Source organism: Paenibacillus sp. FSL M8-0142 (assembly GCF_038597315.1).
GTDB lineage: Bacteria > Bacillota > Bacilli > Paenibacillales > Paenibacillaceae > Paenibacillus_AQ > Paenibacillus_AQ lactis.
Map to the genome: position 1 here is coordinate 4,463,761 of NZ_CP152008.1, position 14,709 is coordinate 4,478,469.

The following is a 14,709-nucleotide window of genomic DNA, read 5'->3' on the forward strand; positions in this document are numbered from 1 at the left end:
CTGCGAGTCTTAGAACAATGCGTTATCCCGGTCATATTTCCGTACGATATAGTTGGATACGAGGACGAGGATGAATCCGACAACCGATTGGTACAGGCCTGCAGCCGTACTCATTCCGATCTCTCCGGTCGTCTTCAGACCGCGGTATACATACGTATCGATTACGTTCGTTACCGAATACAAGGTTCCGGAATCTCTCGGCACCTGGTAGAACAGACCGAAGTCGGCGTAGAATATTTTGCCGATCGCAAGAAGCGTCAGAATGGTCATCAGCGGCTTCAGCATCGGGATCGTGATCGCCTTGATCTGCTGCCACTTGTTCGCGCCGTCAATCATGGCTGCTTCGTACAGAGACTTGTCAATCCCCATGATCGCAGCGAGATACACGACGCTGTTATATCCTACCGATTTCCACAAGCTGATCAGCGTCAGGAAGATCGGCCAATACTTGGCCTCGGAGTACCATTGCACCGGTTCCATGCCGAACCAGCCGAGAATTTGGTTGAGCATCCCTTTGTCCATGCTCAGGAAGCTGAACGCAAAGTATCCTACGATAACCCAGGACAGGAAGTATGGCAGGAACATGCCGGTCTGGTACACCTTCGCCAGACGCTTGTTGACGATTTCGGACAACACGATGGCCAGCGCCACCGAGAAGAGCAGCCCAAGAATGATAAAGACAAAGTTATACAGCACCGTGTTCCGTGTAATAATGTACGCATCGTTTGTGCTGAACAAAAATTTAAAGTTCTGGAATCCGACCCATTCGCTGTTTACGATACTGGCCCAAAAGCCGTCCCGGCTGAAGCGGTATTCCTTAAACGCAATAATCGTCCCGAACATGGGCAAATATGAGAATAAGAGGAACCACAGCGTCCCCGGCAAAACCATGAACAACATGGCTTTGTTTGTCATAAGATTTTTGAAAAACTGTCCGATTGCTCTCACGCTTACCCCTCCTCGTGAAGTATGAAATGACAAAAGAAGGGCGGTCATATTCCGCCGCCCCGTCCAGTGTTTCGGCCCTTAAGGCCGGCCTGCCGCCCATCAAGGGGCGAACAGCAGGCCGGAAGGCCGAGGGAATTCTATTACTTGTTGTTTGCTTTCCATGCATCGATTTGGCTTTGCGCCTCGGCGATGATTTTATCCAGACCCGCAGCTTTCAGCTTCTCGTTCGCTTTAGGCAGGTACTCTTCAGGGTTAACCGTGCCTGTCATCAGCGGCGCCCAGAACTCTTCTTTTACGTTGTTGACTGCAGCGAGCTCTGTGGACACTTTGGTTGGGTCGAAGTTGAAACCAAGCAGCGGTGCAGGCTTACCGGACTCGTTGAACTTCTTGAACTCTTCCCATTTGTTCTCAGGATCTTCAGGGTTCAGGTACGTCAGCATGACGTTACCGAGGGAGAAGGTCGGCATGTCGTAGTTTTTCGACTCTGGCAGGTTCTCCATTACGTTCTCGCTAAGCTTCTTGTAGTGAACGCCTTCAATACCGGAATCCACCAGGTTGCGAAGATATACGTCGGTGTTGAGCAGGTTCAGGAACTCCATCGCTTTCTCAGGATGCTCGGAGTTGGCCGAGATCGCCTGCATGGAGCCCATAACGGACCAGTTGAAGATCGTGGCATCGCCGGCAGGCGTCGATACGACCGGATAGCCGTAGCTTTGGCTCCACAGGTTGTCCGCGAACGGCTGTGTAGCGGCACGGTCGGCGAACCAGTTGCCCGATGTCATCAGATCCTGCGTAGAAGTCGTTGTTGCTGCTTCAGGGGAGATGTATCCCGCTTTGTAGTACTTGTTCATCAATTTGAGCGTTTCCAACGTTTCCGGCATTTCAAGGAAGTTTACAACCTTCAGCTCTTCCTTGTCATCCAGGTAAACGGCCATCGGCATTTTCTCGATGATGTAATCGAATGGAAGCAGTGGTCCGAAGTCTTTGCTGATCGCCAGCGGAACGACGTTCGGCTCGTTCTCCTTGATTGTTTTGAGCAGCGGCTCAAGGCTTTCCATCGATCTTACGTTGGAGATATCGAGATTGTATTTATCAAGCAGCGTTTTGTTGAAGCGCCATGCCTCTTGTGCTGGAAGCTCTTTGTTGGCAGGGATCGCGTAGTTGTGGCCATCGACCTTGGAGCCTTCCAGGAACGCAGGGTCAATCGTTTCTTTGATGCCTTTGCCATGGGTTTCCAGAAGCTCGTCGAGCTCAAGGAATGCGCCTTTACGCGCGTTTTGCACGTAATCGAATGCCCAGGAGCTTGTGAACAGGATGTCCATCGGTTCGCCGGATGCTGCCATAACCTGCATCTTCTGGTTGTAGTCACCGAAATCGATCATTTTCATGTCGATCGTAACGCCGATTTTTTCAGCTGTATATTTGTTGATCTCAGCTTCAACCTTGTCGACGTCCTTCTGCGGCGTTCCGATCGTGTACCAGATCAGCTCAACCGGCTTTTCGGCCGTTCCTTCAGTGCTGCCAGCGCTTCCTTCTTTCTTGCCTCCGCATGCCGACAACAGCATTGAAGCGGATAACAAAAGCGTCAGCGGCAAGAGCCATTTTTTCTTCGATTTACTCATGTGAATCCTCCCTTTTGAATCTCAGTATCTCTACACCATTAAGATTATCTGATGAAAGCAGTTTCATATAGGCGAAAAATTAAAGGATTACTGGTGAAAATAAAGAAAAAGCTCTGATTCGATCAATCAGAGCATTCCTCTAAAATCTCTTGGCGATACGCCAACGAATTTTTTGAATTGTTTATAGAAGTAACCGGTTTCCCAATAGCCCACCTGCTTCGCAATATCCTGGACTTTCATCGGGGTTGTCCGCAGCAGCTCCTTCGCTCTGTCGATCCGGTACCGGTTAATATACTCGGTAAAGCTGTCACCCGTCTCCTTATGGAATAGGTGGCCCAAATAAACGGGATGAATGTGGTACTGGGCACCGAGCACCTTGAGGGACAGATCCTCATTGTACCGCAGCTGGATATGATGAAGAATCTGCTGGATGACCGGACTCTTCACATCATTCGTAAGCGAATCGACGAGACCGCCGACTCCGCCCTTGACGGCCGCGATCAGATCATCGATCGAGATGGACTCCATAATTTCATGGACCGTATTCTTCACAAAATCGGGTGCAGCGGTATATTGAATATCGTTCAGCTCCAGCTTGAGCCGAATGACCATCTCGACAGCAATGCTCTTCAAAATTGCCGGATTCATTCCCTGCGTGTGACGGAGCCCTTCAAAATCCGTGTCGATCAGACGGAACAGCGTATCCTTATCCCTTGCCGCGATGCCCTTGGCATACTCCGGCCACTGCACGTTATAAGATTCGGAGGCCTCTCCTTTCTTCAGCTGAACATCCACGTAGTCCACATAAGCCGGCTGCTCCAGCAGCAAATAGTATTCCTGCGCCTCCTTGGCATGGAGATAGCTGTCCGGGTAATTTGCGCCGAGGCTTTGCACGCTCCCGAGCGAGATGCAGATTTCCTCGTCGTAGCATTGCTCCCGCACCTGCTGAAGCAGCCGGACCGCCCTTGCCTTTTCCGTATCCGGGTCTCTCATCATGAAGATCAAGACATGGTCCCCGTCATTGTCGCGGAAGTACATCACGCCCTGTTCCCGTTCCATCAAATCGCGAAGCATCGTCTCCAGCGGAGGGAAATCCGCCCTTAGGATGGATACCATCAGGTAAGGCATATTCAGGTTCAAACCGAGCAGGGTTGCCCGCTCGTTTAGCTCCTCCGGCTCGATGCGATCCGTAATCCAGCGATACAATATATTGCTTCGCAGGATGTTCATATCATATTCGTCAAGCCGCATCTCCCTGCGGGCGTTGTTCATCTTGTCGATCGTGCTGGCAATCGTCTCCTCCAGCTCCTTCAGATTGATCGGCTTCAGCAAGTAGTTTTCGATGCCGAGCCGCATCCCTTCCTTCAAGTAAGCGAAATCGTCAAAGCCGCTTAGGATGATGACTTTCAGATTGCGATTGAGCTTTCTGGCCTCCTCGATGAGCTGAAGTCCGGTCATGACGGGCATGGATATGTCCGTGATCAGGATGTCGACCGGGATAATCATCATTTTGTCCAGCGCTTGGCGCCCGTTCTCCGCATGCCCTACAATCTCAATTCCATACTTCGACCAATCCACGACATCATATAATCCTTCAATAATAAACGGCTCATCATCGACGATAAAAACTTTATACAACTCGGTTCAGCTCCTCTTCTGTAACCGGAATACGGATCGTTACGACCGTACCTTCGTCCGGCTCGCTTTGGATGTCCACTTCGTAGGCTTGTCCATACGTCAGCTTCAAACGATCGTTCACGCTCCGCAGACCGAATGACTCCCCGCTCGATTCGGCCAGCGCAAGCCGGGATTTGATCTCCTCGAGCTGCTCCGGCTCTATTCCTTTACCGTTATCCCGAATCTCGATCCAAATCTCCTGATCCTTCAGCTCCGCGGATATTGAGAGGACATTGTCGTCCCGCTCGCTCCGGAGGCCGTGGACAATATAATTTTCGATCAGCGGCTGCAGCGACATTTTGATCATCGGCACATCCTTGATCTGCTCGTCACAGTACATTTTATAAATGTATTTGTCCTTGTACCGTATGCGGAACAGCTCCAGATAGAGCCGGCATGCCTCCAATTCATCCTTGAGCGTGTATCTGGTTTTATGCTGAACGATATTCTTGAACAGCATAGATAGGCTGTAGATCATGTCCCCGACATCCTGAGCCCCTTGCGACAAGGCCCTCATCCGGATCACTTCAAGCGTATTGTATAGAAAATGCGGATTGATTCTCGCCTGCAGCGCCGACAGCTCGGCGTTCTTCTGGTTGATCTCGGCTTTATAGACCTGGTCGATATACCTCGTCAGCTTGTCTAGCATTTCGTTGAAGCTGCTGGAAATCTGTCCGAGCTGATCCTCCTTCGCATCCTGGATCCGGGCCACAAAATCGCCCTTCTCGACCTTGCGCATGAACCGGATGATGTTATTGGTGCGCTTCGAGTAGTTGACGATCATGAGCGACGGAATGGACACGGCAACCACAATGCACAGCAGCGCCGTCGCAATGATCGTGTTCCGCAGTCCTTCGAAGGCACCGGCAATTTCGCGTTTGGGCGTAATGCCGACGACCGTGTATCCCGCTTGACTGTGCACGGCTGTGGTCACATACGATTCCTCTTCCAGCGCAGCGGTATCTTTCACTTTCCCCAATTGGTCCGTGTAAGGATATTTCTGTCCGTAATATTTTCCCGAAGAGTCGAACATGACCTGGCCGTCCCCCGACAGGATCATGACATAGCCCTTCATCTCGGTTTCATTGCTTCGCAGGACCTTATCCAGCGCCTCTGTCCGATACAGCACAAGCAGCTGGCCCAGATTCTTGTACGTCGTCATGTCATTGATCGGACTGCGAATGGATATCAAAGGCACGCTGGCATCTCCGGTCAGCTTCCGCAGCCACAGATTCGGCAGCGTGACGCTCTGGGTCTCCATCGCCATCACATCAGGAATATAGGATCGCGTAGCGTTGGCTTGATATAGCCGGGTCATGCTACCCTGCTTGTAGACGTATACATACTGCTCCTCGGCACTGTACAGCATGATGTTCTGGATATCCGGATCATCGTCGAGCCTCTGCTTGAAGTATGCCAGCACGCTGTCCGTATTGGACTGGGTGCTGTCGACGATCCGGTCCATCCGCTTCGCCATATACTCGTTAAACGAACTCATGAGGAAATAGGAAGCGTCCAGACCGAGCGAGCTGTTCCGGTACAGCTCATTAACATAGGACTGCACGTTCTCGTACTTTTGATCGACATACCGCTCGACCCGCTCCACAGCTCCACGCTGAACGTCCAGCTCGCTGCGGACAGCAGACTGAAACAAGAAATAGTACATTAAATAAGATAAGGCCACGATCGTAATGACCGCAATCACGGCGATCAGCAGCAATATTTTGGTGAACATATTGTTTTTAATATATTTCCGGTACAATCCTGCAGGAGACATGAGGTGATCCCCTTCCTGTGAAATTAGCGCCTTTGCATGGTCTATCTGTACTTACTATAACATCGGCAGGGAAAGCACAATAATTGAAATATTCGCCAATTCGGTGAAGTCAGCATTTGCCTATTTTGGGGCTTCGAGGGGCGGATGCACCCTTGCTCTCATAGCATGATCAGAAGAAAGGAGAATGCTGATGCCGAAATATCGCATTATCGTGGATATATCCGATTACCGGCTGCATCTGCTGGACGGAGATATCGTCGTGCATACGTACCCGGTGGCTCTCGGAAAGCTGGCAACCCAGACGCCCCCGGGCAATTATACGATCGTGAACAAGCAGCCCAATCCCGGCGGGCCCTATGGCGCCTACTGGCTCGGACTGTCCAAGCCGCATTACGGCATCCACGGGACGAACGATCCCTCATCCATCGGCAGATCGGTTTCCCACGGCTGTGTGCGTATGTATAACAAGGATGTGCTTGAGCTCGCTTCCCTCGTGCCTGTCCATACCCGTGTCACCATTCGAAAATAGCTTACGAATAACAAGCGGCAATCCTCCGATGATTTCAAATCCCGCCAAATGGGTTAAATACAACTGTTAAACGGTACTTTACCTTAACTATTATTCGCCGTTATGGAGGGATTGCCATGATGCAGAGCAAATATTTTCGTACATGCCTCGGTATAATCGCCCTGCTCTTGATCATTTACTTGGGCTCCAAAGTCAGCTTCCTGTTCCGCCCGATCGTTTCCATGTTCAATATGCTGATCTTTCCGGTGGCAATCGCCGGCTTCTTCTACTACCTGCTTAGGCCGATTGTGGACTACCTGGAACGGCGCAAAATCAAACGATCGATCGGCGTGCTCATGCTGTACTTCGTATTCGCCGGCCTGATGGCCATCTTCGGCATCGTCGTATGGCCGACATTGCGGGAGCAGATCGAGAATTTCATCAGCCATATGCCGTTTCTGGTCGAGGACATGCAGGATCAGCTTGACCAGCTGCAGCAGGCGCCGTACTGGTCCCGCTTTATCCCGACCGAATCGGAGCTCGCGACATCCTTGACCGAATACATGAACCGAATCATTAATTGGGTCAGCAATTCTGTCAATCATCTGGTTACCGTTGTGTCCAGCGTGCTTGTCATCATTGCAACGATCCCGATTATTCTGTATTACATGCTGAAGGAAGGCGGGAAGCTCCCCCCTAAACTGCTCAGCGTGCTGCCAAGACGCTACCGGCGCGACGGGCAGGAGGTTCTCGTCGAGATCGACGGCGCGCTCAGCAGCTTTATTATCGGTAAAGTGATTTTGAATCTTATTCTGAGCCTGCTCATGTATATCGGATTTTTGATCATCGGTCTTCCTTATTCGCTGCTCTTGACGGTCGTTTCGTTCTTCCTGAATTTCATTCCATACATCGGCGCGGTGCTTGCAAGCATCCCCGTCGTCATTATCGGGTTTATCGAATCGCCCTCCATTGCCATCTGGTCCCTTGTCGTCATTATTATTGCTCAACAGATTCAGGATAATATTTTGACGCCGGTGATCTATGGCAAGCAGCTCGATATCCATCCGCTGACAACCATTGTTCTTATACTCGGCGGCGGCGACTTCTTCGGCATCCTCGGCATTCTGCTCGCCATCCCAGCCTATATGATCATCAAGATCATTGTGGTGCGGATTTATGAAATGTTCTTGGCCGAGAAAGTGGATGAATTATAGAGCCCCGCGCACGCAAAAAAAGATGTCCTCAGGTCTTATTCCACTTAGGAAATCAGGGCCTGGGGGACATCTTTTCGTTTCATTTCGTAATCTGCGTACCGCTTACGCGTTGCCCCGGAGAGAGCGGACAACGAAGTGATGCTCGTCCTTGCGGAGCCGCTGTCCGCTTGTGAGCGTCACGGTTTCCTCGTCATGGGATGCGAGAACGGCCTTCGGATGGATCAGCCGGTTCCCTCTCCACACCATGACGCATGATCCGAAGTATACGGCATTATCGAATTGAATGGTATGATGCACCGAATACCCGATGGAATTCAACACCGGATAAGCTGTTTTGGGCATGATACGGTGAATGGCGCGAAACGGAATCGCGAGCTCGTCCGGTCCAAGGATCGCCTTCTCCTGCACCGGATCCCACCCCTTCAGAATGCCTTCCACCGTCGTTCTGCCCCCATCTAAACGCTCAATGACTACATGACGGCCAATCCAATGCTTCATGAAGGTCACCTCTTCATCTCTTACGGATTATTCATCCCCAATGTCCGTGGTGCTAGGAATGACCCAATCGACCGGGGCCATCCCGTGCTGGATTAAATATGCGTTTGAAGCTGAGAATGGACGGCTACCGAAAAAACCTTTACGTGCAGCAAAGGGGCTCGGATGGGCGCTCTCCAGAACGAGGTGCCGGCTTCGGTCGATAAACGCCCCTTTCTTCTGCGCATAGCTTCCCCAAAGAATGAAAACCGTTGGCTGCTCCCGTTCATTCAATTTCGAAATGACCGCGTCCGTGAACTGTTCCCAACCTAGCCCTTTATGGGAGTTGGGCTCTCCTTCCTTGACTGTGAGCACGGCGTTCAACAATAGAACGCCCTGCTTGGCCCAAGCGATCAGGGATCCATGATCCGGAATCGGGGCATCCAGATCGGCTGCCAGCTCTTTGTAAATGTTGCGCAGTGATGGGGGGATTGTAACTCCTGGCCGGACCGAAAAGCTAAGTCCTTGCGCCTGTCCCCGTCCGTGATATGGATCTTGTCCGAGAATGACCACTTTGGTGGACTGATATGGCGTCTCCTGAAGAGCACGAAAAATTTCATCCCTCGGCGGATAGACCGTATGCAGCCGATACTCCTCGTCGATCCGTTCAAGCAGTTCTTTGAAATACGGCTTGTCCGTCTCTTCCTGCAGGATCAGGTCCCAATCATTATTAAACAACCGCATGCTCCTACTCTCCCTACATCCCTGGGCTGGACTTCGAAATATGTGTATGGGTATCTTAAAAAATAAGCCGGCACCCTGCAGGGGGCCGACTTATTCTCATAAATACTCGGGCGTTGAGTCATAATGCCGAGGACGGGGGTCGAACCCGTACGGTAGTCACCTACCGCAGGATTTTAAGTCCTGTGCGTCTGCCAATTCCGCCACCCCGGCAAATATTGCTGCGCTGTCAAGCGATTTAACTTCGCTTAATGCCGAATCACCGCATGGGATTCATGCCGAACAACGGAAGTTTCATACATTATTCGTGCGAGTTTTTCGTCTCAGCGACAAAAATGATAATACCATGCCTAACCATATGATGTCAATATATGAACTCTATTATTTTACGCATCACCTGCTTTTCAACGATGTTTTCCTTATAATATGTCTGTTCCCCGTTTAAGCGACTCGATGCGTCTCTCCTGTGCCTCAATCCGCTGCCGCAGCTCGCGCAGCAGCCGGTTCACCAGAACGGCTGCCTCTTCACGCGTCATCGGGTCACCGGGACGGGCATCGTCGAAAAAGCCGTTCTCCACCGCTTCCCGCCAGCTCGCTTCAGCCCAAGGACTGACTTCACGAATCCCTCCAAACGAGCCTGCCGCGCCATTTCCAGTGTTCCCCTGGGAGGCGTACGCTTTCAGATCTGACAAGGTGCCGGCATAAACATTGAGGTCGACCTTTCCCGTTATGCCGTTAATCCGTCCGGAATCGGTGTATTGCCAGAAGGTCCACTTGTTCCAAGCGGGACGGTCATCCGGGACTCGGGTTTCACTGTACCTTGCAATCCACAGGTCATACCTGCCCAAAGACTCATCGAAATTGGCCGCAAACGCGTTGCCGGTATATAGAATGGGCTGCCTTCCTGTCAATCGTTCCACTTCTTCAAGGAAGGCAGCGGCAGCTTGATTGATGGCTGCGCGGCTGATCCCTGCCGGATTATTCTCATAATCAAGCACCGGCGGGAGATCGAACCAGGCTAGCGGGCCTGCTTTTTTCATCGTTTCCACAAAATGCTTCGCCTCCTGCCTTGCCGCCGCAGCGCTCGCCGCCCCTAGAAAATGATAGGCACCGACCAGCAAGCCCGCGGCCTTAGCTCCCTGCACATTTTCTGCAAATTTCGGGTCCTCCAGCGAGCTCCCTTGAGAGGCCTTGATGAAAACAAATGATATCCCAGCTTCCCGAACCTGCTTCCAATCAATGCTTCCCTGCCACCGGCTTACATCGATTCCTCGCGCATGCGAAACGCTTCTGGATTGCATCGGTCATCACTCCTTCTCTCCTATTACCATATGCTGAAGCACCGGATAGGGCGAGCACCATTCGGGATTTTTTGCCGCCGGGTTATGACGGGTGCCGGAATATTTTGAGCAGATTCTCCAAAGGATAAGGAGGAATTGCAGCCCGCTGCCAGATGCCAAGAATACATGCATAGAAAAGGAAACGGGACATCATGAACAGACAAGCCATTGCTTTACTTCTAACCTTGATCGCAGCATTCGGCGTTATTCACGGTCATGCCGATGCCAATCAAATGCCTTCCTCGGCCAAGAAGAGGGATTACTACGAGGAGCGCGGCGATATTGTATGGGAGGTGCCGACCAGCAATAAAGTAATCGCCCTTACCTTTGACGACGGCCCTGATAAGGAGCATACGGAACAAATTCTCAACCTGCTCAAGCAGTACGATGCCAGAGCGACATTTTTCGTGGTGGGCAGCCGCGTCGAGAAGCATCCCGAAATCGTTGCCCGTGCGCTGGATGAAGGTCATGAGATCGGCAACCATTCCTACTCCCATCCTCCGTTCTATAATATTGGGGCAGATGCCTTGAGGAAGGAATTGACCAAGACACAGGATGCCATTTATCAAGCGACGGGGATCCGCTCTGTCTTGTTTCGCCCGCCCGGAGGACGATATAACGATGCAATCGTCAGCGCGAGCAAGGAGGTCGGAATGCTTACCGTCCTGTGGTCCTGGCATCAGGATACGCTGGATTGGCGCAAACCTGGCGCGAATGCCATCGTGCGGACAGTCTTGAAGAACGCCCGCAACGGCGACATCGTACTCATGCATGATTTCGTACCGGGCAGCGACCAGACGGTCGAAGCGCTCAAAAAGATTCTGCCGGAGCTTAAGGAACGGGGCTTTTCGTTTGTTACTGTAACCGAACTGTTGTCCTACCACGAAAAATCGCATAAGCATATTGAGGTAAACCATTAAGTCCAAGGACGATATGCCGCAATCCGTGACGCTGCCATCCATGATGGCGGTTTTTTACATTCGGGACGCTGGCCGTACACTTTTCTCTTGAATGTCCCCGTACCTCGTGATAAGATACAGAACGAACGTTCAGTATAATAAAATAATCGTTGAATTCATACAGGGAGGCGCCAATGAACAAAAAGCAGCAGCAAAGCGAAGATACCAAGCGACGGATTGCGGAAGCCGCAAAAGCCCTGTTTATGCAAAAAGGATATAAATCCACGTCCATCGAGGATATTGTTGACGCGACCGGAAGCAGCAAAGGAAATATCTATTATCATTTCAAGAGCAAGGAAGGCCTCTTTCTTCATCTTATAGAGGAATGGGACTTGGAATGGTTTCAGAAATGGATGAGCACGGAAGAGCAGTACACGACCACCATGGATAAACTGTTCCGCATGGCGGAGCAGCTGGTGAAGGATGACCTTAACCATCCCTTCACCAAGGCGCTCGATGAATTTATAACGAATAATGAAGCTGCGACCGAAGACGTTGAACAGAAGATTTCCGATATTTTCAATAAGCGGCTGGAATTCAATCAACAATTGCTGCTGCAGGGAATTGAGTCGGGCGAGTTCGAGAAACATAATGTCGAGCATCTGTCCATCATTTTCGAAAGCCTGCTCGCCGGCTTGTGCCAGTTAACCCGCATCACCAAGCTGTCCGACGCGCTTCCGGTATATCACTCGGCCATGCATGTATTTCTGCACGGAATTTCCAAGAAATAGCTCTGCCGCTGTGGCGATCGTCAAACAGGCGGGCTGCTTCCCTTGTCTCTTACAAGCACAGTCGGTTTATTTCAGGCACCCGGTTACACATTCATACAAACCGAACAGTCAGTATATAAAAAGGAACCATTTTATGCACACTGGAATTTTCAACTTTTGGAGGAAATGTCATCATGTCATTGTTACTACGTCATAATGGAGCCATTCTGCTCCTCATGTTTAATATCTTTCTTGTTTTTACCGGCATCGGGCTTGTCATCCCTATCATGCCGACCTACATGTCGGAGCTGCATATCAGCGGAGGCACGGTAGGCATGCTCGTTGCCGCCTTCTCACTCACACAGCTGCTGTTCTCTCCGCTCGCCGGAAGGCTGTCCGACAATATGGGCCGCAAAAGAATCATTATTGCCGGAATGCTCGTGTTCGCCCTTTCGGAATGGCTGTTCGGGGTCGCAAATTCGCCTGTATTGCTGTTTGCTTCGAGAATGCTGGGGGGGATTGGCGCAGCGCTGATTATGCCTGCCGTTATGGCTTATACGGCCGATGTTACATCGAAAGAAGAACGGGCTAAAGGCATGGGCTTCATCAACGCTGCCATTACGACCGGATTCATCATCGGTCCCGGCATCGGCGGCTTTATCGCCGAATTCGGCATTCGCGTGCCATTCTATGCCGCTGCCGTTGCAGGCGCGGTTGCCGCCTTGATCACGTTGCTGATGCTGCCGGAATCGGCCGCTCAGAAGCAGGTACAAGCCTCGCCTGGGCAAAAGCAGCCTAGCCTTGCGGTCCAGTTGGCGCGTTCCTACCGGGAGCCGTATTTCCTGAGTCTTATCATCGTATTCGTACTGTCTTTTGGTCTTGCCAACTACGAAACGGTATTCGGATTGTTCGTCGACCATAAGTTCGGCTTCACGCCGACGGATATCGCCATGATCATTACATTCGGATCGATCTCAGGGGCTGTTGTCCAGGCGACCATCTTCGGCTGGATTCTGAACCGGTTCGGCGAGAAGAGAGTTATTACGATCAGTCTGATTACAGCCGGCATCTGCATCCTGCTCACGCTGTTTGTGCACAAGTACTGGCTCATTTTCCTGGTGACGTTCCTTGTATTCCTGTCCATCGATATTTTGCGTCCGGCCATCGGAACGCAGATGTCGAAGCTGGCCGGCGACCAGCAAGGCTATGTGGCCGGTCTGAACTCGGCCTACACCAGTCTCGGCAATATTGCAGGGCCTCTGGTCGCAGGTTATTTATTCGACCTTGATATCAATTATCCGTATATTTCGGCATCGATTGTCCTGATCCTATGCTTCATTCTTGCTATGAGAGCCGGAAGAGCCTGGACGGCGACAGAAACCGCAGTTCAGGAACGCGGATGACCCAGGCTAGGCTTCCTGTCGGGAGCTTTGGGGTACCCGAAGCGAAATAACATCAAACCTAAGCAAGCTGCCGAGGACAAATCCTCAGGCAGCTTGTTTTTTTTGCAACGATATGATCTTGATCGGACAACCGAACAACCTAAAAATAAAATAAAACAAATAAGGCCAAGCCTGCGACTACCGCAAACACTACCGCCATCCCGAGCTCAAATCGTTTCTTCTCCTTAAAGGCCTTGATGGCCTTCCTTATCTCGAACACCAGCACAACCGCCAGGAAAGCCGCCAACACCGGCAGCCCCCACGATTGATTAAGCAGCCATTCTGACACGCTTGATCCCCCGTCCCGTTCATTGTATGATTTTCCATTTTCCCTTTTAAAATGTAACGTAAGCTGTCCACAATTTCAAATTTTTGGGGGTATCGGCGAGCGGATGAAACACCCGTTATTCCTTACCCATGATAACAATAAGAAAAGTTGCGACAGGTCCCAGGAATAAGGATAAAAGAAACCAGTTCAGGCCGCTTCGATTTTTCCCTTGGGCCAGCCCGGCGTTGATCAAGGCGAGCGTGCCCCAGCCTACATAAAACTCATTGCCCATCAAAGTCTCCTCCCTCAGGCTTCTTTATGGTTTATACGCAGCATTGGGATCAACCGTTGCATCGGGCGGCAGGATTTCGATTCATAGACGACCCGTTTGTCACGAAAGCTCCGCAGGACTTCCAGATCATGGTATAATTTCAGATAAGAAATGCGCTTGGGTTTTGTATTGCCGTTATGTAGGCTAAGGCTGCATTTTATATAGAGAGGTGAACCATGTCTGTTATCGCGATGATTCTGTTTGCCATCTTTTTTATCGCTCGCGGTTGGTTGGGAATATGGCGCCCCGCCTGGAGCACGAGGTATAAAGCATGGAAGCTGAAGCAGGGGGACACGTCGCCAGACCCGGAATATATCCTAATGATTAGAAGGATCGGCTGGCTGTATCTTATCGTGGGATGCGGTATTTTGGCTTACGGGATAATGGTTGTTTGTTTAAATAGAGGCTAACCCGTCATATGCAGAATAAAGTCCTTGCTTCATAAAGGATGTCGTCGTCTCCAATCGTTCCATCCATTCGCCTCCTTACTTACATCCTGCGAAGCCTAAATTGTCAGTCCACGAAGGTTATCTCTGAAAATAGAAAAAAACCCTTGCTGCGCAAGGGTTTTGTGTGAGTGGGCCCTACAGGACTCGAACCTGTGACCAATCGGTTATGAGCCGACCGCTCTAACCAACTGAGCTAAGGGCCCTGAGTAATCATGTACACGTATTCATAAGGACGTCATACATCGAATG

The 14,709-nt window shown here is 51.0% G+C and carries 14 protein-coding genes and 2 tRNA genes; 5 read left to right on the forward strand and 11 right to left on the reverse strand.

Annotated features, from left to right (window positions below; genetic code table 11):
* Positions 1–9: 9 nt before the first annotated feature.
* From NSQ46_RS20625 to NSQ46_RS20640, 4 genes are all read right to left on the reverse strand, one after another.
* Positions 10–939, reverse strand: a complete 930-nt coding sequence (locus NSQ46_RS20625; RefSeq protein WP_167324103.1) for an ABC transporter permease subunit — start codon at positions 937–939, stop codon at positions 10–12.
* Positions 940–1,088: 149 nt separating this feature from the next.
* On the reverse strand, positions 1,089–2,570 hold the full coding sequence (locus NSQ46_RS20630; RefSeq protein WP_007129517.1) for an ABC transporter substrate-binding protein: 1,482 nt from the start codon (positions 2,568–2,570) through the stop codon (positions 1,089–1,091).
* A gap of 126 nt (positions 2,571–2,696) precedes the next feature.
* The gene (locus NSQ46_RS20635; protein ID WP_007129516.1) at positions 2,697–4,208 is read right to left on the reverse strand and encodes a response regulator transcription factor; all 1,512 of its coding nucleotides are present in this window, start codon (positions 4,206–4,208) and stop codon (positions 2,697–2,699) included.
* On the reverse strand, positions 4,201–6,024 hold the full coding sequence (locus NSQ46_RS20640) for a sensor histidine kinase (RefSeq protein ID WP_342574539.1): 1,824 nt from the start codon (positions 6,022–6,024) through the stop codon (positions 4,201–4,203). The genes NSQ46_RS20635 and NSQ46_RS20640 overlap by 8 nt, the downstream gene beginning before the upstream one ends.
* 190 nt (positions 6,025–6,214) lie before the next feature.
* Here NSQ46_RS20640 and NSQ46_RS20645 point away from each other — a divergent pair, with 190 nt between their 5' ends.
* Together NSQ46_RS20645 and NSQ46_RS20650 are read left to right on the forward strand one after the other, a co-directional pair.
* Complete coding sequence (locus tag NSQ46_RS20645) at positions 6,215–6,553, forward strand: L,D-transpeptidase (protein WP_007129514.1); 339 nt, start codon at positions 6,215–6,217, stop codon at positions 6,551–6,553.
* Positions 6,554–6,669: 116 nt separating this feature from the next.
* Entirely contained in the window at positions 6,670–7,746 is a 1,077-nt protein-coding gene (locus tag NSQ46_RS20650) for an AI-2E family transporter (protein ID WP_342574540.1), read from the forward strand.
* Between the two features lie 102 nt (positions 7,747–7,848).
* On the opposite strand, the gene NSQ46_RS20655 is transcribed toward NSQ46_RS20650, so the two are convergent.
* The 4 genes from NSQ46_RS20655 to NSQ46_RS20670 form a co-directional block, all read right to left on the reverse strand.
* On the reverse strand, positions 7,849–8,244 hold the full coding sequence (locus NSQ46_RS20655; RefSeq protein ID WP_007129512.1) for a hypothetical protein: 396 nt from the start codon (positions 8,242–8,244) through the stop codon (positions 7,849–7,851).
* 27 nt (positions 8,245–8,271) lie between these two features.
* Positions 8,272–8,958 (reverse strand): uracil-DNA glycosylase, encoded by a 687-nt coding sequence (locus tag NSQ46_RS20660; protein WP_028406163.1) that lies wholly within the window; start codon positions 8,956–8,958, stop codon positions 8,272–8,274.
* 130 nt (positions 8,959–9,088) lie between these two features.
* Positions 9,089–9,174: transfer RNA gene (locus NSQ46_RS20665), tRNA-Leu, on the reverse strand.
* 206 nt (positions 9,175–9,380) lie between these two features.
* On the reverse strand, positions 9,381–10,262 hold the full coding sequence (locus tag NSQ46_RS20670) for a glycoside hydrolase family 25 protein (protein WP_210095543.1): 882 nt from the start codon (positions 10,260–10,262) through the stop codon (positions 9,381–9,383).
* Positions 10,263–10,453: 191 nt separating this feature from the next.
* Here NSQ46_RS20670 and NSQ46_RS20675 point away from each other — a divergent pair, with 191 nt between their 5' ends.
* The 3 genes from NSQ46_RS20675 (at position 10,454) to NSQ46_RS20685 (ending at position 13,373) form a co-directional block, all read left to right on the forward strand.
* Complete coding sequence (locus NSQ46_RS20675) at positions 10,454–11,221, forward strand: polysaccharide deacetylase family protein (RefSeq protein ID WP_028406164.1); 768 nt, start codon at positions 10,454–10,456, stop codon at positions 11,219–11,221.
* 173 nt (positions 11,222–11,394) lie between these two features.
* The gene (locus tag NSQ46_RS20680) at positions 11,395–11,991 is read left to right on the forward strand and encodes a TetR/AcrR family transcriptional regulator (protein WP_144866478.1); all 597 of its coding nucleotides are present in this window, start codon (positions 11,395–11,397) and stop codon (positions 11,989–11,991) included.
* Positions 11,992–12,164: 173 nt separating this feature from the next.
* Complete coding sequence (locus NSQ46_RS20685; RefSeq protein ID WP_007129507.1) at positions 12,165–13,373, forward strand: tetracycline resistance MFS efflux pump; 1,209 nt, start codon at positions 12,165–12,167, stop codon at positions 13,371–13,373.
* A 139-nt stretch (positions 13,374–13,512) separates the two neighbouring features.
* Here NSQ46_RS20685 and NSQ46_RS20690 read toward each other — a convergent pair whose 3' ends face one another.
* The 3 genes from NSQ46_RS20690 to NSQ46_RS20700 all read right to left on the reverse strand — a co-directional run bounded on the left by NSQ46_RS20690 (position 13,513) and on the right by NSQ46_RS20700 (position 14,663).
* Positions 13,513–13,701 carry a hypothetical protein gene (locus NSQ46_RS20690; RefSeq protein ID WP_028406165.1) on the reverse strand — a complete coding sequence of 63 codons (189 nt, stop codon included), beginning with the start codon at positions 13,699–13,701 and terminating at the stop codon, positions 13,513–13,515.
* Between the two features lie 115 nt (positions 13,702–13,816).
* Positions 13,817–13,972 carry a hypothetical protein gene (locus NSQ46_RS20695; protein ID WP_007129505.1) on the reverse strand — a complete coding sequence of 52 codons (156 nt, stop codon included), beginning with the start codon at positions 13,970–13,972 and terminating at the stop codon, positions 13,817–13,819.
* A gap of 617 nt (positions 13,973–14,589) precedes the next feature.
* Positions 14,590–14,663: transfer RNA gene (locus NSQ46_RS20700), tRNA-Ile, on the reverse strand.
* Positions 14,664–14,709 lie beyond the last annotated feature (46 nt).